The following is a 22,405-nucleotide window of genomic DNA, read 5'->3' on the forward strand; positions in this document are numbered from 1 at the left end:
ATTCTGCTGCCATGCTGACACTGACCATCAACCCGCGATTTTCCGATACCGACGCGCTTGGCCACATCAACAATACGGTGGTGCCAGTGTGGTTTCTTGAAGCCCGCGAACCGGTGTTACGGCTGTTCCAGCCAGACCTGGATTTCCGCCGGGGCGGGCTGGCACTGGTGCGTACCGAAATCGACTATCTGGCGGAGACCCGTTTTGGCGAGCCGGTCGACGTCACCACCGAGGTGCAGCGTATCGGCAACAGCTCCTTCGTCCTTGCGCATACACTGCACCAGGCGGGACGCATTACCGCGCGCGGCATAGCAACAATGGTGAACTTCGATCCCGCCACGCGGCGCGCCGTGCCGGTTCCCGAGAGCATCCGGGCGCAACTGGCGGCACACATGACTGAGGATATGACGGCGCACAGGAGCGGAGATGGGAACGGGAGCCCTGACGGGAGCAAGTAAGGAAGCGCAGTGAAGGAACCCCGCCGGGCAGGCCGCAGACGGCAATACCAGGAACTTAGGAGATCTCGGGAATCGGGACGCCCGGGCCGCCGACGAGGCCTTTCACTATAGCGCCGCAATCCGGGCCGGGGAACATTACGCTTATGCCGTTTTGGAATGTTGCCGCGCCAATCGACCGACGCAAGCACTTACAAACCTCAAAACCTTGCAAAAACAAACAGATAGCCATACAGATCATTTGACTCTCCCGCGCCACTCTTTTAGTGTTTGCCCGCTCGCGCCAGTGCCCTTAACCTTCACGGCAGTTCCCGTCATCAGCTGGATACCCCTATGGCCGCAAAACAGAAGCAAGCCCGTCTGGAGGATGCGCTGACCACCCTTGAGAGCCTGGTAGAGCGCATGGAATCCGGCGAACTGTCGCTCGAGGAGTCGCTGAAGGCCTTCGAAGAGGGGGTGCGTCTGACCCGCGAGTGCCAGCAGGCCCTCAAACAGGCTGAACAGAAAGTCAGCATTCTGCTCGATCAGAGTCAGGATGCAGAACCCGCGCCCTTCAACCCGCCGGATAATGACGATGCCGGCAGTCACTGACACCGCAACCGACTTCCAGGATCTGACCCGCTTCATGGCCGACTGCCGCAAGCGCGTCGAGGCACGCATGGCGCAACTGCTGCCCGATCACGCCAGTGCCTCGCCCCGGCTTGCCGATGCCATGCGCTACGCTGCCCTGGGTGGCGGCAAGCGCATCCGTCCAATGCTGGCCTATGCCGCTTGCCTGCTGGCCGGCGGGCGCATGGAGGACGCGGACGTGCCTGCCGTGGTCATAGAGCTGATCCATGCGTACTCGCTGGTCCATGATGATCTGCCCGCCATGGACGACGACGACCTGCGTCGGGGGCAACCCACATGCCACATCGCCTTTGACGAGGCCACGGCCATTCTGGCCGGCGATACCCTGCACACCCTGGCCTTCGAGCTTCTCTCGGTCGCTGGTGATTACGCCGACACCCAGCGCGTCAACATGATCCGCAAGCTCAGTCAGGCCGCCGGCGCCGACGGCATGGCGGCAGGCCAGATGCAGGACATGCAGGCCAATGGCCAGGCGCTGACCCTGGCCGCACTGGAAGAAATCCATTATCTCAAGACCGGGCGCCTGATTACCGCCGCACTGACCCTCGGCGCGCTGGCCGCCAACGCCGATGCTCCGACACGGGAAGCGCTGCGGCGCTACGGCGATGCCATCGGTCTGGCGTTTCAGATCCAGGATGACATTCTGGATGTGACCGCCGAAACCGCAGCGCTGGGCAAGCCGAGCGGCTCGGATCTGCGCCATGCCAAAAGCACGTTCCCTGGCCTGATCGGCATCGACGCCAGCCGTACACGCGCCGCCCAGCTCTGCCAACAGGCTTGTGCCTCACTGGATGACCCGGCACAGGGCGGGAACGCTTCACTGCTCAGAGACCTGGCCGCCTATATCATTGCCCGTACGCACTGAGCGCGGCGCAACCCGCGCCCCTCGGACAGCCCGGCGCGAGACAGGTATAATGTCCCACACACCTCGAGGAACAGAGCGCCTGATGGCCAGAACCTTCGACGAAATACCGCTGACACGCCCGCAGACACCGCTGCTGGACCGGATCAACCGCCCGGCGGATCTGCGCGCGCTGCCCCGGGAACAGCTGCCTCAAGTCGTAGACGAGCTGCGCGCCTACCTGCTGTATGCCGTCGGTCAGGCCGGGGGGCATTTCGGTGCCGGACTGGGGGTGGTCGAGCTGACCGTCGCCCTGCACTACCTGTTTGAAACGCCAGAGGACCGCCTGGTCTGGGACGTGGGCCACCAGACCTACCCGCACAAGATTCTTACCGGACGCCGCGAGGCGATCACCAGTATCCGCCAGCAAGGCGGGCTCTCCGGCTTTCCCAATCGCAGCGAGTCCGAATACGACACCTTCGGCGTCGGGCACTCCTCCACTTCGGTGAGCGCCGCGCTGGGCATGGCCCTGGGCGCGCAGATGTCAGGCCGTGCCCGGCGTGCCGTCGCCATCATCGGTGACGGCGCCATGACCGCCGGCCAGGCGTTTGAAGCGCTCAATCATGCCGCGCACACCAACGCCAACCTGCTGGTCATCCTCAACGACAACAACATGTCGATTTCCCACAACGTGGGCGGCCTGGCCAATTATTTTGCCCGGGTCTGGGCCTCAAAAACCTATATCACGCTGCGCGAAGGCGGCAAGCGCGTGCTGGCGAAAATGCCCGCTGCCTGGGAGTTCGTGCGGCGCACCGAAGAAAGCATGAAGAACATGGTCAGCCCCGATGCCCTGTTTGAAGCCATCGGCTTCAACTACATCGGCCCCATGGACGGTCATGATATGGACGAACTGCTGGACGCCCTGGGCAATCTGCGCGATCTGAAAGGGCCACAGCTGCTGCATATCTACACCACCAAAGGCAAAGGCTTCGGCCCGGCGGAAGCCGACCCGGTGGGCTACCACGCGATCAACAAGATCGAGCCAAAGAAAAAACTCGAGCAAGCCACGCCGAAGAAAGTCACCGGCCCGAAATACCAGGATGTGTTTGGCCGCTTCCTGTGCGATATGGCAGAGCAGGACCCCAGGCTCGTCGCCATCACGCCAGCCATGTGCGAAGGCTCGGGCATGCTGCAATACAGCCAGCGTTTCCCGGAGCGCTTTCATGACGTGGCAATTTGCGAGCAACACGCCCTGACCCTGGCCGCGGGCCTCGCCTGTGAAGGGCAGAAACCGGTGGTCGCCATCTACTCCACCTTTCTGCAGCGCGCCTACGATCAATTGATCCACGACATTGCACTGCAGGATCTCGATGTGACCTTCGGTATCGACCGTGCAGGCGTGGTCGGTGAAGACGGCGCCACGCACAACGGCGTGTTCGATCTCGGCTATCTGCGCTGCGTGCCCAACATGATCATTGCGGCACCGTCGGATGAAAACGAATGCCGCCAGCTCCTGTGCAGTGCCTATCAGCACCCGGGCCCCGCTGCAGTGCGTTATCCCAGAGGCACTGGCCCCGGCGTGGCGCTCGACACGGCACTGACACCACTGCCGGTGGGAGAAGCGCGCGTGCTGCGGGAAGGCCACGGTGTCGCCCTGCTCGCCTTCGGCGCGCTGGTTCAGGCGGCGCTGGAAGCCGGCGAAGCACTGGATGCCACGGTGATTGATATGCGCTGGGTGAAACCCCTGGATGAGGCACTGATCACCCGATTGGCCATCAGCCATCTGCTGCTGGTCACCGTCGAGGAACACCAACGGGCCACCGGCGCAGGCTCAGCGGTGAACGAGTTTCTGGCAGAGCAGGGATTGACCGTGCCGGTCATGAACCTGGGATTGCCGGATCATTTCATTGATCACGGTAAACGCGAGACGCTGCTTGCGGAGCAAGGGCTGGACGCCAACGGCATCCGCGCAGCCATTGAAAATCGTCAGACCCACATCGGCGGCACTCACGCGCCAGCCATGGGTTCCTGAAACAGGCCGGCGAACTGCACCCGGTTCCGCCCGGCCGCCTTGGCCTGATACAGCGCCTGATCCGCACGCCCCACCAGGTCATCTTCGCTGCCGTTGCTGCCCGGTATCGCGGACACCACACCAACGCTCACGGTGACCACGGGCGCGCACTGCGACCGGGGGTGTGGCAGCTGGCAGGCGCGCACTGCCTCCGCCAACTCCTCTGCACGCTGTATCGCCGCCCCTCGCCCGGTCCCGGGCAGCAGCAACACAAACTCCTCACCGCCGTAGCGCGCCGCCAGATCAGTGGCGCGCCGCGCCTGCTGCCGGAACACCCCGGCCAGCACGCGCATGCAGTCATCCCCTTCCTGGTGACCGAAGTGATCGTTGTAGAGTTTGAAATAATCGATATCAGCGAAAATCAACGCCAGGGGCTGCTCTTCGCGCAAGGCCCGGGCCCACTCCCGGCTTAGCGCCTGATCAAACTGGCGCCGGTTTGCCAGGCCGGTAAGGCCATCCACCAATGCCTGGCGACTGAGCTCCTCCGCCAGCATGGCGATGCGGCGGCGATCTTCGCGGAGCAACTCTCCCTGCAGAAACATGCGCCGCCGTTGTCGCTCATCACGAAACCCGAGCACCATGCACAATACGCTCGCACCAAAGTAGGTGGGCACGATCAGCACCCAATCAAGCGGCACTCCCCAGGTGTGCGCAATGTACAGTGGCGGCAAACCGCCTCCCCAGCCGGCCAGCATGGCATAGGGCAAGCGCAGGCTGAGTCCCAGATACACCACCACTACAGCGAACACACCACCGATATGAATCAGGGTTCTGAACTCCGGGTCCTGTTCCAGCATCGGATTGATGGCGGCAATCAGCATCACCAGCGCAGCCAGACCACACACCACCTGCTGGTAGCGTTGGCGAATCAGAGGTGTATAGGAAATGCGCCAGGCGGCGATGATCAGCACGGCAAAACCGGAAAACATGAAAGGCCAGGCGCCGACTTTCTCCCAGTCCAGCACCGTCAGTGCGGTGACCGCCATAACGAAATACAGCAGCGCCAGATATACCAGACTGCTGCGGAAGACGCGCAGCGCGTCGTCATCGTGGTGGCTGCGAAACCCCGCCTCCAGCGGCGGCGGAAATCTCAGTCGCCAGCCGCGCCCATCGAGCAGCCGCTCGATTTCCCCGACATCTTCAACCGTGCGCGACAGGTCAGCGTCCATCAGCCGGACTCCAAAATGTGACCGGGCGACACCCTCACGGCGCCTGCTGCGCCGCCCGCCGGGGATCTCTGATCACACACCGCTGTCTTCCCCCCTGGAAAACAATCAGCCCCAGTATACTCGCCGCCGGGCGGCGGCCAAGCCTGACCGCAGTATCAACCACAGATCACAACAACCACCCCAGCGCCAGATACAGCAGTACCGCGGCGTAGACCCCGGCCAGCAGGTCGTCCACCATGATGCCGGTACCGCCATGCACGCGGCGATCCAGCCAGCCGATGGGCCAGGGTTTGAGCACATCAAAGATACGGAACAACACGAACCCGGCGAGCAACGTCAGCACCGAGAAAGGCGCGCCAATCAACGCCAGGGGCAGCATCGTCACCAGAAACCCGGCGAATTCATCCCAGACAATGCCGCCATGGTCATGCACGCCGAGATCCCGGGAGGTCCGGCCACACAGATAAGGTCCGATGGCAATGACGATTGCCGTGCCGAGCAGGTACCCCCACAAGGGCAGCAAGGTCAGCAGGAACCACAGCGGAATCGCGGCCAGAGTGCCAAAGGTTCCCGGCGCTTTTGGCGCCAGCCCACTCCCGAATCCAAATGCCAGAAAATGCACCGGATTGCGCATATTCGGCCGAGGCTGGTCAGTCATGATTTCTCCTTGTATCGGCGTGAGTCGGCATCCGCGCCGCCGTCTGAGCAAGCGCTGCCGAAGTATCAACCCCGCGTGGCAAAATGATTCCAGCCCTGCGGCAATGCCAGCAGGGGGCAGCCTTGCGGGTCGAGCACCTGAATCGGCGCCTGCGACGTCACAGCGCCAATGCGATGACAGTGTGCGGCCATCGCGGCGGGAGGCTCCTGCCCCGGCGGCAGTGTAAACAGCAGCAGGTAATCATCGCCACCGGCAAGTTGCCACTGTTGCCGCGCCCGCGCGTCGCCGGTGCCCGCCAGGGCAGTGGAGCACGGCAGGTCAGCGAGTCTCAGCATGGCACCCAGATCAGCCGCGGCGCCGCTCTCCGACAGAATATGCCCCAGGTCCGCCAGCAGGCCGTCGGATACATCAATGCAAGCCGTAGCCCTACCGCGCAGCGCCTGCCCCAGCGCCAGCTGTGGCGTGGGCCGACTGAACCGCTGTACCAGAGCGCCGTCACGAACGCCGGCAAACCAGGCCGCCAGGCCTGCGGCGGCCTCGCCGGGCACACCACCGATCCAGATGCTGTCGCCGGGCCTTGCGCCGCTACGCCGCAAGGCCTGCCCTGCGGGCACCTCGCCCGTGGCCTGCACCGAAATGCTCAGCGGCCCGCGCACCATATCGCCGCCAACCAGCACCACCCCCGAGGCGGCCGCCAGCGCGTAGAAGCCTTCACAGAAGGCGCTCAGCCAGTGTTCGCGCCGCCCCGCGTCCAGCTCATCCGGCAATGACAGGCTCAACAGGCACCAGCGCGGTGTGGCGCCCATGGCAGCCAGATCAGACAGATTCACGGCCAGACTGCGCCAGCCGATATCGGCGGCAGGAAGATCATCGGGGAAGTGACGGCCGGAGAGCAGGGTATCCAGCGTCATGACCAGCTCGTGGCCAGGGGTGGGCAACAACAAGGCAGCATCGTCCCCGGGGCCCAGCAGCACGCCATCGGCGGGCTGGCCGGGTCGGTCACGAAAGAAGCGGCGAATCAGGGCAAACTCATCCATCGAACGCATCCATGGCCACGCCGTGGCCAGGCTGACAGGGGATCAGCGGGCCGTGATTTCCACCCGCCGGCATTTGCGCGCTACCTTGTCCAGCACGCCATTGACGTACTTGAAAGAATCCTCGGCACCGAACAGTTTGGCCAGCTCGATACCCTCACTGATGACAACGCGATACGGCACGTCCGGCCGCGTCAGCAGCTCGAAGGTGCCCAGACGCAGGATCACTTTCTCGATCTGGGACAGCTCCTGGACCTTGCGATCCAGCGCGGGCGCAAACAATGCGTCCAGCTCTTCCAGCTGCGCTGGCACGCCGTGCAGCAACTCATGAAAGTACGCCATATCGACTTTTTTCATGTCGTTCTGGGCGCGGAACTGCGCCTCGATCTCGGACAACGCATGCCCGGCAAGCTGCCATTGATACAGCGCCTGCAATGCAAAACGGCGGGCCTTGCGGCGGGCCGAGGGAGAAGTGGTTGTCATCAGCCTCAACCAATCACTTTCAGCAGGCTGACCATTTCCAGCGCACACATGGCCGCCTCAGCGCCCTTGTTGCCGGCCTTGGTGCCCGAACGCTCGATAGCCTGCTCGATGCTGTCCACGGTCAGCACACCGAACGCCACCGGCACACCGGTGCTGTTCTGGATGGACGCGATGCCTTTGGCCGCTTCACCGGCCACGTACTCGAAGTGTGCGGTGCCACCACGAATCACGGCGCCCAGGGTGATGATCGCGTCGTAGCTGCCTTTTTCCGCCACGCGCTTGGCCACCACCGGCAACTCCCAGGCACCCGGTACGCGAATGACCTCAATATCCTGTGCCTTGATGCCATGGCGCAGCAGCGTGTCCACCGCACCCTCGAGCAGGGCTTCCACTACAAAGCTGTTGAAGCGCGCAACAACGATGCCATAGCGGCCGCCGGCGCTGGTGAAGTTACCTTCGATCACCTTGACGTCTTTCATATCTGACCCTTGACTGATCTGACTGGTGTGGTCCGGACGGCCTGTCCCTGTCCGGTTGCCGGGCCGGGGCCCCGCAAAGCGGCCCATTGTACCCACTTGGCCATCGAAATGCCTGTATTTTGCGCCTTCAGCAGTCCTGCCCTGATATTGCCTTCCGCTTTGTGTAACATCTGCCAGCAACTGCCCAATGACCTCACCTGCAAACCCGACTTGCAGACCCGACCAGAGACCTGACACCGTGACGCGACTCCTGACTGTACCTGCCCTGCTGGCCGCCCTGCTGACACTCAGCGCCTGCGGCACCGAGCCCGAGCCCATGCCCGTGTCCGAGAAAAACGCAGACCGCGCCCCCGAGGCACTGACCTACACCACCGGTGACAACGTCTATATCAACGACATGTTTTCACTGCGCATCGAAAAGCCCGAGGGCTGGTTCGCACAGAGCGCCGAGGACATGATCCTGATGCAGCAGCAGGGCAGCGCGCTGTTCAGCGATGACGACAACATCCGCCAAATCCTGAAAGCCTCGCTGGAAAGCACCCTGCCGCTGTTCGGCTTCTTCGAAGTGCCACCGGGCACCCCGGGCAGGCTGAATCCGAACATTCTCGGCACTGCGGAAAATATCCGCCTCGCCCCGGGCATCACCAGCGGTTGTGATTACCTCGCGCACGCCCGGCAGGCCCTGCAACAAATGCAGATCCGCTATGAGGTTGACGAACAGTGCGGCCAGCGCGAGATCAACGGCACCGACTTTGGCTACTTCGAGGCGCAAGCCATGTTCGGCTCGCAATTGGTCAGGCAGCGCTACCTGGCGCTGGTCCGCGACAAGCACGCCATCGTCGTGGTCCAGAGCTTCTTCGACGAGGACAGCGAGGCGCTGGTCAATGCCGTGCTGGACACCCTGACGATGCAAGGGAGCCTCTGAATAACACCCTGTTGGCGTATGTCCCCCGAGCGGGGGACATACGCTGCTCTCCCAGCCCCCTAAAATCGAACATACGACATTGATACCGCTTTCATCGGGGGGGGCATGAAAACCATCCACGCACGGTCGTTGCTGCCACAGCTGGTTGTTGCAGCCTGCGTTGCCTCTGGCCTTGCCGCCTGCGGCGGCAGCTCATCATCCGGCAGCAGCACCTTGCCTCCCGGCATAGACTTTCGCCCCCTCAACGATACCGGCATCCAGTTTTGCGGTGCCGCAGATACTGGCATCAATGCCCCATGCCTGGGGGACGAACCGCCGGGGCAGGACGCCGATTTCGGCCGCGATGCCGATGCAGCGCTGGAAAAACTCGGCGCCGGGGCGGCCGCTTTCGATTATTCGCGCCAGTGCAACAACGGTGACTTTGACGGCGAAGGCGATTGCCCGTCACAGCCGCTGCGCGGCGACTTGCCGCAACAATGGGGCTGCACTCGCGACAACGTCACCGGCCTGACCTGGGAACTCAAGGACACCAGCGATCTGAGCCGACGCTTCATCAATCACCACTACAGCAACTCATCCTCGGGCGATGTCAGCCTCTGCGGCGGCAGCCTGGGCGATCAACCCTGCACCGTGGAAGCCTATGTGACGGCGGTCAACGCGGAGGGCCTGTGCGGCCATCAGGACTGGCGACTGCCTGACCTGCATGAACTTCTCAGTCTGGTACATTACGGACGACAGCAGACGCCGTGGCAGGACACAGACTTTTTCCCGGAGGCCTCCTCCGTCCCCCTCTGGAGCAGCACAGCAGACGCCGGCAGCGATAACCTGTGGGTGCTGGACATGAACGCCGCGCTGCCAGGCAACGTGCCACCTGACAGTGCGCAGTCGTTGCGCCTGGTCAGGGGCACACCACTGGCAACGAAGGACACACAGGCCCGCGCACATTGCACGGACGGCCTGCACAGCAGCACGCCGCCACAACGCTATGACACGTCACACCCCGACTCCGTCGTAGATCTGATGACCGGCCTGATGTGGCAACGCTGCGTGACGGGGCTCTCCGGCGAGGATTGCGCGCAAGGCAACGCTGTGTCTCAGGACTGGGCCACGGCGCTGGAACAGGCCGGGGAAGACACACATGCCGGCTTTGATGACTGGCGCCTGCCGAATATCCGCGAGCTGGCCTCGCTGCACGATACCTGCGCCTACGACCCCGCACTGTCGCCGCTACTGTTCCCGAACGTACCGGGCGAGCCGCTGTGGTCCGCATCACCGGGCGCGCCATCAGACGCCTGGCAAATGAGCGCACTGGACGGCCAACACCAGCTCGCCACTCGCGGCAGCAGTGCCTATTCATTGCGGGTGCGCGGTGGCTCGCCCCGGCTGGCACCGCCACGCAGCGACACCCTGGTGCTCAGAGCGGGGGCGCCCGGAGACACCGCCACCTACCAGCCCGGCCAGAGCGAATCCTATCTGTTCACTGCGCGCGCCATCGGCCCGGAGGCGGCGCTGGGGTTGGCGGAGGTTACCGCCTGTGAGGGTGGGCTGTCTGGGGGCACCGTGACCGTCGAGGTACTGCATCAGGGTCACAGCACTGCCGTGGACTGCGATGCGTTGCCGCAGTCCCTGCCGCTGCCCGACGGGTTGCCCTATAACAGTGATGGTGCGCTGGAATACACCTGGGAGGCGCGCTGGACACCGGACGCCGCACTGGCCGACAACGCCTTGGGCGGCATTACGGTGGGCGCCCTGGCGTTGCGCTTTACCAGCGCCGATGACATTGCGCTGGTGTCCCCGCCGGTGCAGCACCAGTTCCGGCTCTACGACATCAATCAGCCACCTCGGTTGATACCCACAACGCAGAGCCTGCTCACCTGTGTGGCCACAAGCTACTCACAGCTCGACTGTGAGCACGAGGTAACCCCCACTGGCCAGTTGGTGTTCCCGGTGGGCATCGACATCGAGGACCCTGACACAGGGACGGGAGGGATGTTTACCGAGGTGGAATTTATCTGCCTTGCCGAAGACGGTTGCGATCCGGACGACACGACCCGGCTGCTGATACCGTCAATGAGCAATCTGCAAACCCTGGTGCCCGGATACCACTACCGCTACCTTGGCACACTGCCCCCCACTTCCAGTTTCCTGGGGGCCATCACCGTCTTCAGCGAATCCCCGATGCAGGGCGACTACCAGCTCCATATTGAGTCGCATGACAATGGCAACACCGGCAGCTGCAGTTACGAGAGCATCAACCCGTGCCTCAAGCACGCACGGGCCGAGATACTGATCCGTGTCCGCTAGGGCGCCTCTGATCAGGGCGCCACGTATTCGACGATTTCCAGATCGAAACCGGACAGTGCGTTGAACTTCATCGGTGAGCTGAGCAGGCGCATGCGTCGCACCCCCAGTTCGCGCAGGATCTGCGAGCCGGTGCCGATGTTGCGGTAGGCCATGCTGTTGCCCTGTGCCGGACGACGCTTGCCAGCGAAGAAATTCTCGATCATGCCCTGCATGTGATTGGACACGTAATCCTGCCCGAGAATAATCACCACCCCGGCGTCACTGCGCGCCAGCTCTTCGAGCACGCGGTGCATGTTCCAGCCGGTCTGGCCGTCAATCTGGGCGCTCATCAGATCCCGCAGCGGGTCCACCTGATGCACCCGCACCGTCGTCACCTGCTCGGGCGTCGGTTCGCCTTTCACCAGCGCGACATGGGTCATGTCATCCACGGTGTCACGAAACGCGATCATGCGAAAATCACCGTGCCAGGTGGGCAGGATATTTTCACTGACCTTTTCTACCGTCTTCTCGTTGAGCATGCGGTATTCGATCAGGTCTGCGATGGTGCCGATCTTGAGATCGTGCTGCTCGGCAAACGTCTCCAGATCCGGCCGACGGGACATGGTTCCGTCGTCGTTGATGATCTCGCAAATCACACCGATGGGCTCGCACCCCGCCAGCACCGCCAGGTCGCAGGAGGCTTCGGTGTGACCGGCGCGGTGCAACACGCCACCCGGTTCTGCCATCAACGGAAAGATATGCCCCGGCTGCACGATATCTTCGGGCTTCGCATCCCGCGCCGCCGCCGCCAGTACGGTGCGGGCACGGTCTGCCGGAGAAATACCGGTGCTGACCCCTTCGGCCGCTTCAATGGATACCGTGAACTTGGTACCAAAGCCGGAGCTGTTGCGCTGCACCATCAAGGGCAGCGCCAGCTGCTCGCAGCGCTCTCGACTCATGGGCATGCACACCAGACCCCGCGCATGACGAATCATGAAATTGATCGCCTCCGGCGTGACATGCTCGGCGGCCATCACCAGGTCACCTTCGTTTTCCCGGTCTTCGTCGTCCATCAGAATGACCATTCGCCCGGCGCGAATATCGTCAATCAGTTCCTGGACCGTATTCAATTTCATGCAATCACCTTTTCAGAAAGCCGTGCTCGGCCAACAGGCCCAGCGTCACGCCATAGGTCGCGCCATGATCGGCACCAACGCCCGGCTCTGCCGCACGCTCGCCCAGCAACAGCCGTTCGAGATAACGGGCAATGATATCAACTTCCAGGTTCACCTGCGTGCCCGGTTTCCAGTTGCCGATCGTGGTCATGTCCTGGGTGTGCGGAATGATGTTCAGGGAAAACACAGCACCATCAACGCTGTTCACCGTCAGACTGATGCCATCCACCGTAATCGAGCCCTTCTGGGCGATGTAACGCGCCAGCTCTGCCGGCGCCTGGATATCGATACGCGTGGAGCGCGCATCAGGGCGCAAGGAGACCACCTTGCCGACGCCGTCCACATGGCCGGACACCAGGTGCCCGCCCAGACGCGTCGTCGGGGTCAGCGCTTTCTCCAGATTCACCGGTGACCCGGTTTTCAGGCTGCCCAGCGACGTCTTGTTCAGGGTTTCGCCGGACACGTCCGCCGTAAAGCCATTGCCCGGCAAGGAAGTCACCGTCAGGCAGACACCATTCACCGCAATGGAGTCGCCCAACTGCACGTCGCCCATATCCAGGGCGCCAGTGTGCAGACGCAGGGAAACGTCTCCACCACTGGGGGTCAATGCCAGCACTTCCCCTTTCGCTTCGATAATTCCGGTAAACATCTTTCGACCTCGTTGCCTGGCGCTGCTTGAGCGGTACAGCTCAAGATCAGCGGTGTCACACGTCCTGCCGGACCACCTTGCAGGTGAGCCGCAAATCCTCACCGACCTGACGCACATCAGTCATGACCAGTGTCAGCTTGTCCGCCATCTGCGTCATACCCGGCAAGGCCAACAACGGCCGTGCTCCATCGCCCAGCAACGCCGGGGCCATGTACACAACCAGTTCATCAACACAGCCGGCGGCAACAAATGCCCCGGCCAGTATCGGGCCGGACTCCACCAGCACCTCATTGCAGCCCCGCCGCCCCAGCGCCTCCAGCACCGCTGCCGGATGCCAGTCACCGGCCTGCACTTCCGCTCCGGCGGCGCGCAGCGCCGTCGCCGCTTCCTGCTCGGCCGCGCACAGAATCAGGCACTCGCCGGGGCCGGTGACGACCGCCGCCTGCGCCGGGGTGCGCAGCTGCCGGTCCATCACCACCCGCAAAGGCTGGCGCACCGGCAGCACCGGATATTCGGTATGCCGCCAGTGCGCCGGACGTACCGTGAAGGCCGGCTGATCCGCCAGCACCGTGCCGATACCGCTGACGATGGCGCTGCTGCGCGCACGCAACTGCTGCACATCCTCGCGGGCCGCAGCGCCGGTAATCCACTGAGACTCGCCAGAGGCCATGGCCGTGCGGCCATCCAGGCTCATTGCCAGCTTGACCCGCACCAGCGGCCGCCCCGTCTCCATGCGCCGGATAAAGCCGGGATTGAGGGCGCGGGCCTCGGATTCCAGCACGCCACAGGTCACCTCAATGCCGGCGGACTCGAGTATTTCAAGCCCCTTGCCAGCAACCAGCGGGTTCGGATCACGCATAGCGACCACTACCCGGGCCACGCCCGCCGCCACCAGCGCATCGGCGCAGGGCCCGGTGCGGCCCGTGTGGGCACAGGGTTCGAGCGTGACATAGCAAGTCGCGCCCCGCGCCTGAGCACCGGCCACCGACAGCGCATGCCGCTCGGCATGGGGTTCGCCCGCACGCTCATGCCAGCCCTCCCCGACAATCACGCCTTGCTGCACCAGCACACAGCCCACCCGGGGATTGGGGTCCGTGGTAAAGCGGCCACGACGCGCCAGCTGCAGGGCACGGGCCATATAGTGACGGTCCGTGCTATGGCGCTCAGAGCTTTGGCGGTCGGCGCCTTCGCGGCTGCTTTCCTGCATGGCATCCTCACCAGGCCGTGGGCAACAGCCTATTTTTTGGGACGTGGCGAAATGGCCGGGGCCTTGCGACCGGCCTTTTCCAGGCGGTCTACCTCGGCACGAAAATCGGATATGTCCTGGAAGCTGCGATACACCGACGCGAAGCGGACATACGCCACATCGTCCAGTTGCTGCAACTCTTCCATGACCTTCTCACCCAGCTCCCGGGCCGGCAACTCCCGCTCGCCGGTGGCGCGCAGGCGATGGCCGATGCGGGTCACCGATGCCTCCAGGTCTTCCATGCTGACCGGGCGCTTTTCCAGTGCTCGCAGCATACCGGCCCGTAATTTGGCTTCGTCGAAGGGTTCGCGGGTGCCGTCGGACTTGATCACCCGGGGCATCACCAACTCGGCAGTCTCGAAGGTCGTGAAGCGCTCATCGCACGTCAGGCACTGACGCCGACGACGCACCTGGCCGCCGTCGGCGACCAGACGCGAATCGATGACCTTGGTTTCCTCAGCACCACAAAACGGACAATGCATGGCTGGCTCCGGTCATCAGGGGCATGTCATCAAGGACATGTCATCGGGACTGAACGCGCGCGTCAGCCGTATACCGGCAAGCGCTCGCAGATTGCCGACACCTGGCCGCGCACCCGCTCGATCACGGACGCATCGCCCATGTTATCCAGCACGTCGCAGATCCAGCCTGCCAGCTCACGGCAATCACCTTCGGTGAAGCCCCGCGTTGTCACCGCCGGTGTGCCAATGCGCAGGCCGGACGTGACGAACGGCGAGCGCGGGTCATTGGGCACCGCATTCTTGTTGACGGTGATATGCGCCTGGCCCAGGGCCGCGTCAGCATCTTTGCCGGTGATGTCCTGCTTGATCAGGCTGAGCAGGAACAGGTGATTCTCGGTACCGCCGGAGACCACATCAAAACCGCGATCAACAAACACCTGGGCCATGGCCTGGGCATTCTTCACTACTTGCTGTTGATAGGTCTTGAAATCATCGCCCATGGCTTCCTTGAAGCAGATCGCCTTGGCCGCGATGACATGCATCAGCGGGCCGCCCTGGCCGCCCGGGAAGACCGCAGAATTGATCTTTTTGGCGATGTCTTCGTCGTTGGTCAGCACCAGGCCGCCACGGGGACCGCGCAGGGTCTTGTGGGTGGTGGTGGTGACCACATCGGCGTGCGGGAAGGGGTTCGGGTAGACCCCTGCGGCAACCAGACCGGCTACGTGGGCCATGTCCACCATCAGGATAGCGCCCACCTTGTCGGCGATCTCGCGGAAGCGGGCAAAATCCAGCTTCTGGGAATAGGCCGAGAAGCCGGCGATGATCATCTTCGGCTTGTGCTCTACCGCCAGCGTCTCCACTTCGTCGTAGTCGATCAGCCCGGTTTCCGGGTTCAGACCATACTGCACAGCATTGTAGGTCTTGCCGGAGAAATTCGGCTTGGCACCGTGGGTCAGGTGACCGCCATGGGCCAGGCTCATGCCCAGCACGGTGTCGCCCGGCTGCAGCAGGCCCAGGAAGACAGCGCCGTTGGCCTGGGAACCGGAGTGCGGCTGGACGTTGGCAAACTGGCAGCCAAACAGCGCACAAGCGCGGTCGATGGCCAGTTGCTCGACCTGGTCCACGAACTCGCAGCCACCGTAGTAGCGCTTGCCCGGGTAGCCTTCGGCATACTTGTTGGTAAGGACAGTGCCCTGGGCTTCAATCACCCGTGGCGACGCATAGTTTTCTGATGCAATCAGCTCGATATGCGCTTCCTGACGACGAACTTCTCCGTCTATGGCGCGCTGGATATCAGGATCAAATTCCGCGATGGTCATGTCTTTACCGAACATGTGGGGCCCTTGAAGTCGCTTGAGGTAGGTTTCGAGGAGGGCATATTCTACCCGACTGTGCGGCACCGCGCACTTGCAGAAGCCTCATGCCAGCATGCGCAGCCGTCATCTTCACACTCGTCACGGTCAAAGGCTGCCAGAGTACGAGTGAAACCCGGGAAAACAGGCGCATTCCATGGATTCCATTACCCAGATCGCCCTCGGCAGCGCCGTAGGTCATGCCGTATTAGGTCGCCAGATCGGCCGTCGCGCCGCGCTGTGGGGCGCCGTGCTCGGCACCCTGCCCGATCTGGACGTGCTGCTGCCAGCCGCCAACGACGTAGCCGCCTTCACCGAGCACCGGGGCTTCAGCCATTCATTGCTGGTGATAGCGGCCATCACGCCCCTGCTGGTGTGGCTGGCAAGGCGCCTGCACCCGGACACCGCGCACCTGCGCGGGCGCTGGTATGCCCTGATCTTTCTGGTGCTGACCACCCATGTCTTGCTGGATGCCTTCACCGTGTATGGCACCCAGCTGTTCTGGCCGCTGAGCGATTATCCCGTCAGCGGCTCGGTCATCTTCATCATTGATCCGCTGTATACCCTGCCGCTGCTGATCGGTGTCGGGATCGCCCTGTTCGCCCGGGATGCTGACCGGGGCATGCGCGCCAATACCGTAGGGCTGGTGCTGAGCAGCCTGTATCTGGCCTGGGCCTGCGGCGCCAAATGGCATACCGACACCGTGGTGCGCGAGTATCTGGCCCGGGAAAACATGCCCCATGAGCGGGTGCTGACCACCCCGGGTGCCTTCAACACGCTGATCTGGCGCATCGTGGTGATGGATGATGACGGCTATTACGAGGGCTTCTACTCCCTGATTGACGGCCACCCGGCGCCCACCTTCACCCGGCATGTGCAAACGCCTGAGCAGCTTGAGCCGCTGCATGCGCTCCCCCATGTAGATCGGCTGCGCCGCTTCACCCACGGCTTCTACAGTGTGCGCGAACAGGACAACACCCTGATCCTGAGCGATCTGCGCATGGGCATGCGTGAGTCCTACGTCTTCCGCTTCGCGCTGGCAACACAGGACCAGAACACAGTCTGGCAGGCCATCCCCCCCTACCAACTGGAAACCCGCTACAGCAGTGGCCAGTTGGGCTGGTTGTGGCGGCGCCTGCGGAACGCAGAACTGGAATGAATAACTAGAATAAAAAACGCGCCTGCAGTTGCAACGTCAAACTGTGAGCGCGATGCACGGCAAGCTCATCGGTGCCCAGTTGCAGCGCCAGGCGGCGCTGCCGGTCGCTGACACCCAGGTGCCATTGCCCCATACGGGCTTCGTACCCGGCATACACGTCAAGGCCACCTTGTTGCAGGCTGACACCCGGCCGCAGGTATAACCGTTCCAGAAAATATTCCCCGTCCAGACGCCACTGCCAGCGGTCATGCTGCCAGCGACTTTCAAAGCGCGTGTAACGCGGCAACTGTTGATGGAAACCGGAAACACCTCGCACCCCACTGAACAGTGGCCGCAAACTGAAGCCGTCATCATTGCGCCCTTCGCTATCGATACCGCCCCGCGTAAACGGCGCATCGCGCCACACCAACCGGGACCAGGCATCCTGGATCTCCAGCGCCAGGGCAAGACGCTCACCCTGCCAGTGCAGTCGCACATCCAGCGCAGCACCGTAGCCATCCGGTGCGGGCACCTGGTGATCAAACAGCAGATCGCGGCTGTAGCGATAATCGATCGTCGCCTGCCCGGCGTAGCGGTCTTCGTCGGCAGACAACTGCCCCTGCAAGCGGCCTTCCTGCAAGTCCATGCCCTGCAGCAGACTGACCCAGGCATCGACACCGAAACCCGATGACGTGGCCCCATGCCAGCCGATTCTGAGCCCCTGGCTGCGTTGATGCCGGGCGTCCAGGAACAGCGTGTAATCACGATCCTCTGCCAGCGGTTGATCGTTGCGGTCGCGCCAATAAATGTCAGCGGTATCCGGCGAGAAACGCAGGACATGGTCGTAGCGCTGGAGATACGCCAGCGACATCGAACCCGACTGCACCCCCAGCAATAACCGGTTGCGGGTCCAGCCCTGACGCCCGTCACGCAATGGCGCTTGCCACTGGCCGGCAAATGCCTTGACGGGCACCGGTTCGGCCACCGCCCGGGAGGTCAGCTCTGCAAATATCGTCTGGGCAAAAGCGGGAGCGCCCGCGCAGGCCATCAACATGACCAGTACGCGGGCGCCCCCTCGGATCAACATCATCGAAGCGACTTCAGTAGAGCGTTTCGATGCTGCCGTCGCGCCAGCTGATCAGCAGCGTGCCGTTTTCATCACGCACCGTGCCCAGATCGGCCCCGTCGCGCATGATCACACCGGCACCCCGGTTCGGATCAATCTGGATCGACATGCCCTGAGTATCGTCGATGGTAATCAACGGCAGTTCCGCATCGGCCAGCGCGTCACCCAGTGAATCGGCATCACTGTCCAGTTCGGTCCGGAAACGGATGGTGTCACTGCCCAGTACGGCGGTCAGGGAAAACTCGGCCGCCAGGAAACCGGAGCGGGTGGCCACCAGGGTGATATCGCCCGCAGGCAGATTGTTGGCCAGGCGCGCAAAGGTGTTCAGGGAGAACGTGCCCGCCAGGAAGTTATCCGCATTTTCATTGGCTGCCACGTCATCCAGATCGCTGATCTCGACACTGCCAATGTTGTCCAGTTGCAGTGCAAAGCTGGCGCGGAAATGCGTTTCGCCCGCCTGGAAATCACCGGACAGCGTGAGTACACGGGGCACAATCAGCAGCTGACGTGCCAGCGTGGCACCCTCGGCATCCCCCTCGATATCCAGTTCATCACCGATGGCGTCGGCCAGTGAGGCATTACGTACCAGCTGCAAGCGGAAGTTACCCGTAAAAGCGCCCGCTTCCACACCCGGTGTCGCGCCCCGCGAAATGGTCAGGCCACCGCGAAAATCGACTTCTTCGAGCACCAGACTGGCTGGCGGAAAATCGCCCTCGAGTTCGTTGTCGCCCAACGGCAACGCGAATGCCTCGTTAAGACGAATCAACAAGCGCGTCTCGTCGTCCACCTCGAACTGGTTGCCGCTGCGCTGCGCGGTGCCGCCCAACGATGCAGTGAAGACCGGCCCGATGGTCACCATCTCTTCGTCCAGATCCGCCATCACATCAGCAAGCCCGACGGAGATATTGAGCGTCGCGCCGCGCAAGCTGCCGGCTGACAAGGTAGCCGTCTCGCCATCCGCGCTCACGACGACCGTGCCCGCCGCGGCGTCGATATCCCGGCCTTCCAGACCATCCTCAAAGAAATCGAACATCTGGGTCAGCGCCTCTTCCAGCGAAATATTCTCGCCATCGCCAATCAGCAGATGCACCGCCATCGCCACAGCCGCTTCACCAAAGTCGTTCGGCATGCCGTTGAGGTCATCATCTTCGTCCACCAGCAGATTGGCGATGTGCCCGACATCGTCCAGGCGGGCGCGCACCGTGTCACGCACCTCGAAGTTGTTGTCGTTATCCAGATAGGTGTTGATAAAGTCCTCGACAACACCACGCAGGCGGGCCACAAACTGTTTCGCTTCTGCCACCGCATCTTCCGGAATATCCAGCTCGGCATCAGCAACACAGGCGCCCGGATCACAGCTCTCGAGCACCGCGTTCACCGGCTCGCTCGCCAGCGTTGCTGCAACATCCAGGCCATTGATCTCGACATTCACGGCATCACGCACATCGCTGATGGCACCGGCCAGCTGATCAATGCTGTCACGCTGCAGGCTGTTTGCTGCAATGTCCGTTTCCAGCGCCGCAATCACCGCCGAGAAGTTTCCGCCTTCCTGCGCCGCCAGCACAGCGAAGGAGGCATTCAGCAGGGTGTCGCGCACGTCGGCAATATCAGCCTGATTGTTGGCCACTGTCAGATCCACCGGCTGCATCAGGGCGGGGTCCCGCGCCAGGCCCAGCAGGTTGCGCACCACGTTGTTGGATGAGCGCACATTCCGCGCCCCGGTCGGCTGACCGGCGTAGTGGCGCTCCACCAGGGTGGTCAGCGGTGTGATGGCGGCGCTGACCGTCAGGGACGTGTCATCCACCTGCACCAGGCTGCTCATCTCAAAGGTCAGCGGATAGGTATCACCGAACGCCACAGCCGGCGTCTCGCCGACAGCCGGCACACAGATCGGCGCATCACAAACCACGGTGGCGGCATCCCGCTCACCGCGCTCTTCCGAAGTCGGCGCTCGCAGCAACAGCCGCACGGCGCCCTGGGTGCCAACCGGCAGCGCCAGGCTGTAGGTGCCATTCACCGGATCGGTAAAGGCGGTTGCCAACGGCAAAGCCTCGGCGTCATCTGCCGGAAAGGCCTCAACCAGCGCATTGCGCACGATGCCTTTGGCGGCACCGCCGCCCAGCGTCGCGCCCTCGGCCGGAGTCCGGGACGAAGAGGAAGAACTGCCGCCGCACGCGGTCAGCAGCAACGCAGCCATGGTAATACCCACCATGGCTGTCAGGGGACGAAAATGACGGAAACGCGCCATCACATTACTCCTTGTCAAAATGGGATAAGAAACTGTCCCTGGTTTGGATGGCCCTCACGCCCGCTTTGAACACTTTCCGCAAGCAGACGGTTCAGGTTCCGGGAAGTCAGACAGATCAGGCTAGACTGGCGACACCGCACCGGCGTCACCCATATGGGGGAAAGCGCGCCCGGTCTTTCATCACGTCGCGCTTTCGGATAGCGTATGCAGCCTGATGGATGCCGGGGCGCGGCCCTGGCGCATTCCTGGATAACCCTTTGATTTTTATGGCAGCCCGCTAATGTCTCAGTACATCTTCACCATGGATCGGGTCGGCAAGATCGTTCCGCCCAAGAAACACATTCTCAAGGATATTTCCCTGTCGTTTTTTCCCGGCGCCAAAATCGGCGTGCTGGGCCTCAACGGTTCGGGCAAATCCACGCTGCTGCGCATCATGGCCGGGGTCGACAAGGACTTTATCGGCGAAGCGCGGCCCCAGCCCGGTATCAAGATTGGCTACCTGCCGCAGGAGCCGGAGCTGGACGCTTCCAAGAACGTACGCGAGATCGTCGAGGAATCTCTGGGCGACATTCGCGGCGCCCAGGCACGGCTGGAGGAGGTCTATGCCGCCTACGCCGAGGAGAATGCGGATTTTGACAAGCTGGCCGAGGAACAGGGCCGCCTGGAAGCCATCATCGAAACCGCCGACGCGCACAATCTGGAGCGCAAGCTGGAGATTGCCGCCGACGCCCTGCGCCTGCCGCCCTGGGAAGCCAGCGTCGAGCACCTCTCCGGCGGGGAGCGTCGTCGTGTGGCCCTGTGCCGCCTGATTCTCTCCGCACCGGACATGCTGCTGCTGGACGAACCCACCAACCACCTGGATGCGGAATCCGTGGCCTGGCTGGAGCGCTACCTGCACGACTTCCAGGGCACTGTCGTGGCCGTGACCCACGACCGCTACTTCCTCGACAACTCCTGCGAGTGGATTCTGGAACTCGACCGTGGCGAGGGCATTCCCTGGAAAGGCAATTACACCTCCTGGCTGGAGCAGAAAGAAGCGCGACTGGAGCGCGAAGCCAAGAGCGAAAGCGCCCACCGCAAAACCGTGGAAAAAGAACTGGAGTGGGTGCGCCAGAATCCGAAAGGCCGCCGCGCCAAGAACAAGGCACGGGTGGCAGCCTTCGAAGAACTGGCCAGCACCGAATTCCAGCAGCGCAACGAAACCCAGGAACTCTACATCCCGCCCGGCCCGCGTCTCGGCGAGAAGGTGTTTGATCTGGAAAATGTCGGCAAGCAGTTTGGCGACAAGTTGCTGTATGAAAATCTCACCATGAGCGTGCCGCGCGGCGCCATTGTCGGCATCATCGGCCCCAACGGCGCCGGTAAGACCACACTGTTCCGCATCCTCACCGGTGAAGAGCAGCCCGATCACGGCAGCGTCGACATCGGTGACACCGTGCAGCTCGCCTATGTCGACCAGAGCCGTGAAGACCTGGATGGCAGCAAGTCCGTGTGGGAAGAAATTTCCGGCGGTGCCGACATCCTCAAGATCGGCAATCATGAGGTGCCGTCCCGCGCCTATCTGGGCCGCTTCAACTTCAAGGGCCAGGATCAGCAGAAGCGGGTCAAGGATCTGTCCGGTGGTGAACGCAACCGGTTGCATCTGGCCAAGCTGCTGAAACAGGGCGCCAATGTATTGCTGCTGGATGAGCCCACCAACGATCTGGATGTGGAAACCCTGCGCGCACTGGAAGAGGCGCTGCTCGCCTTCCCCGGCTGCGCCATCGTGATTTCCCACGATCGCTGGTTTCTCGATCGCGTCGCGACGCATATACTGGCGTTCGAGGGCAACTCCGAAGTGGAGTGGTTCGAAGGAAGCTATACAGAATACGAAGCTTATCGGCGCAAGAAGTTGGGGGACGACGCCTTGCAGCCGAAACGCACTAAATATAAAAAGATCAGCGTCTGACGGCGGGCCGACCCTTTTCCGACCCGCGGGGCTC

Annotated in this window: 20 protein-coding genes; 8 read left to right on the plus strand and 12 right to left on the minus strand. The window is 62.8% G+C overall.

Translation table 11 applies throughout. The features are described from left to right. Positions 1–11: 11 nt before the first annotated feature. The 4 genes from K8B33_RS13925 (at position 12) to dxs (ending at position 3,958) form a co-directional block, all read left to right on the plus strand. Positions 12–458 (plus strand): acyl-CoA thioesterase, encoded by a 447-nt coding sequence (locus tag K8B33_RS13925; protein WP_223427565.1) that lies wholly within the window; start codon positions 12–14, stop codon positions 456–458. A gap of 330 nt (positions 459–788) precedes the next feature. Further along, positions 789–1,046 carry an exodeoxyribonuclease VII small subunit gene (locus K8B33_RS13930; protein WP_223427567.1) on the plus strand — a complete coding sequence of 86 codons (258 nt, stop codon included), beginning with the start codon at positions 789–791 and terminating at the stop codon, positions 1,044–1,046. Beyond that, a complete protein-coding gene (locus tag K8B33_RS13935; RefSeq protein ID WP_223427570.1) occupies positions 1,030–1,950 on the plus strand; it encodes a polyprenyl synthetase family protein in 921 nt (306 codons plus the stop codon). Before K8B33_RS13930 ends, K8B33_RS13935 begins: the two co-directional genes overlap by 17 nt. A gap of 82 nt (positions 1,951–2,032) precedes the next feature. Further along, positions 2,033–3,958 (plus strand): 1-deoxy-D-xylulose-5-phosphate synthase, encoded by a 1,926-nt coding sequence (gene dxs, locus K8B33_RS13940; protein ID WP_223427573.1) that lies wholly within the window; start codon positions 2,033–2,035, stop codon positions 3,956–3,958. Here the strand turns inward: dxs and K8B33_RS13945 are convergent. The 5 genes from K8B33_RS13945 to ribH all read right to left on the minus strand — a co-directional run bounded on the left by K8B33_RS13945 (position 3,934) and on the right by ribH (position 7,820). Then, positions 3,934–5,166 carry a GGDEF domain-containing protein gene (locus K8B33_RS13945; RefSeq protein WP_223427575.1) on the minus strand — a complete coding sequence of 411 codons (1,233 nt, stop codon included), beginning with the start codon at positions 5,164–5,166 and terminating at the stop codon, positions 3,934–3,936. The two genes, dxs and K8B33_RS13945, sit on opposite strands and share 25 nt — an antisense overlap. A 166-nt stretch (positions 5,167–5,332) precedes the next feature. Next, the gene (locus tag K8B33_RS13950; protein WP_223427578.1) at positions 5,333–5,824 is read right to left on the minus strand and encodes a phosphatidylglycerophosphatase A family protein; all 492 of its coding nucleotides are present in this window, start codon (positions 5,822–5,824) and stop codon (positions 5,333–5,335) included. A 65-nt stretch (positions 5,825–5,889) separates the two neighbouring features. Next, a complete protein-coding gene (gene thiL / locus K8B33_RS13955) occupies positions 5,890–6,861 on the minus strand; it encodes a thiamine-phosphate kinase (protein ID WP_223427579.1) in 972 nt (323 codons plus the stop codon). 42 nt (positions 6,862–6,903) lie between these two features. After that, complete coding sequence (gene nusB, locus K8B33_RS13960; protein WP_223428017.1) at positions 6,904–7,344, minus strand: transcription antitermination factor NusB; 441 nt, start codon at positions 7,342–7,344, stop codon at positions 6,904–6,906. Between the two features lie 2 nt (positions 7,345–7,346). Beyond that, on the minus strand, positions 7,347–7,820 hold the full coding sequence (gene ribH, locus K8B33_RS13965; RefSeq protein WP_223427580.1) for a 6,7-dimethyl-8-ribityllumazine synthase: 474 nt from the start codon (positions 7,818–7,820) through the stop codon (positions 7,347–7,349). Between the two features lie 238 nt (positions 7,821–8,058). Between ribH and K8B33_RS13970 the strand changes: the two genes are divergently transcribed. Further along, positions 8,059–8,745, plus strand: a complete 687-nt coding sequence (locus tag K8B33_RS13970; RefSeq protein WP_223427581.1) for a hypothetical protein — start codon at positions 8,059–8,061, stop codon at positions 8,743–8,745. Between the two features lie 105 nt (positions 8,746–8,850). Further along, on the plus strand, positions 8,851–11,049 hold the full coding sequence (locus K8B33_RS13975) for an Lcl C-terminal domain-containing protein (protein ID WP_223427582.1): 2,199 nt from the start codon (positions 8,851–8,853) through the stop codon (positions 11,047–11,049). A gap of 11 nt (positions 11,050–11,060) precedes the next feature. On the opposite strand, the gene ribBA is transcribed toward K8B33_RS13975, so the two are convergent. From ribBA to glyA, 5 genes are all read right to left on the minus strand, one after another. Further along, positions 11,061–12,164 carry a bifunctional 3,4-dihydroxy-2-butanone-4-phosphate synthase/GTP cyclohydrolase II gene (ribBA, locus tag K8B33_RS13980; protein ID WP_223427584.1) on the minus strand — a complete coding sequence of 368 codons (1,104 nt, stop codon included), beginning with the start codon at positions 12,162–12,164 and terminating at the stop codon, positions 11,061–11,063. A gap of 4 nt (positions 12,165–12,168) precedes the next feature. Then, complete coding sequence (locus K8B33_RS13985) at positions 12,169–12,852, minus strand: riboflavin synthase (RefSeq protein WP_223427586.1); 684 nt, start codon at positions 12,850–12,852, stop codon at positions 12,169–12,171. 55 nt (positions 12,853–12,907) lie between these two features. Then, the gene (ribD, locus tag K8B33_RS13990) at positions 12,908–14,059 is read right to left on the minus strand and encodes a bifunctional diaminohydroxyphosphoribosylaminopyrimidine deaminase/5-amino-6-(5-phosphoribosylamino)uracil reductase RibD (protein WP_223427588.1); all 1,152 of its coding nucleotides are present in this window, start codon (positions 14,057–14,059) and stop codon (positions 12,908–12,910) included. A gap of 29 nt (positions 14,060–14,088) precedes the next feature. Then, a complete protein-coding gene (gene nrdR / locus K8B33_RS13995; protein WP_223427589.1) occupies positions 14,089–14,580 on the minus strand; it encodes a transcriptional regulator NrdR in 492 nt (163 codons plus the stop codon). 62 nt (positions 14,581–14,642) lie between these two features. Further along, on the minus strand, positions 14,643–15,893 hold the full coding sequence (gene glyA, locus K8B33_RS14000; RefSeq protein WP_223427591.1) for a serine hydroxymethyltransferase: 1,251 nt from the start codon (positions 15,891–15,893) through the stop codon (positions 14,643–14,645). Positions 15,894–16,068: 175 nt separating this feature from the next. On the opposite strand from glyA, the gene K8B33_RS14005 reads away from it, so the two are divergent. Then, a complete protein-coding gene (locus K8B33_RS14005; RefSeq protein ID WP_223427592.1) occupies positions 16,069–17,070 on the plus strand; it encodes a metal-dependent hydrolase in 1,002 nt (333 codons plus the stop codon). A gap of 4 nt (positions 17,071–17,074) precedes the next feature. Here K8B33_RS14005 and K8B33_RS14010 read toward each other — a convergent pair whose 3' ends face one another. Together K8B33_RS14010 and K8B33_RS14015 are read right to left on the minus strand one after the other, a co-directional pair. After that, on the minus strand, positions 17,075–18,139 hold the full coding sequence (locus tag K8B33_RS14010) for a hypothetical protein (protein WP_223427593.1): 1,065 nt from the start codon (positions 18,137–18,139) through the stop codon (positions 17,075–17,077). Positions 18,140–18,149: 10 nt separating this feature from the next. Next, complete coding sequence (locus tag K8B33_RS14015) at positions 18,150–20,423, minus strand: hypothetical protein (RefSeq protein ID WP_223427594.1); 2,274 nt, start codon at positions 20,421–20,423, stop codon at positions 18,150–18,152. A 280-nt stretch (positions 20,424–20,703) separates the two neighbouring features. Between K8B33_RS14015 and ettA the strand changes: the two genes are divergently transcribed. Then, entirely contained in the window at positions 20,704–22,371 is a 1,668-nt protein-coding gene (gene ettA, locus K8B33_RS14020; RefSeq protein WP_223427595.1) for an energy-dependent translational throttle protein EttA, read from the plus strand. Positions 22,372–22,405 lie beyond the last annotated feature (34 nt).

The organism is Alcanivorax limicola (assembly GCF_019931215.1).
Lineage (GTDB): Bacteria > Pseudomonadota > Gammaproteobacteria > Pseudomonadales > Alcanivoracaceae > Isoalcanivorax > Isoalcanivorax limicola.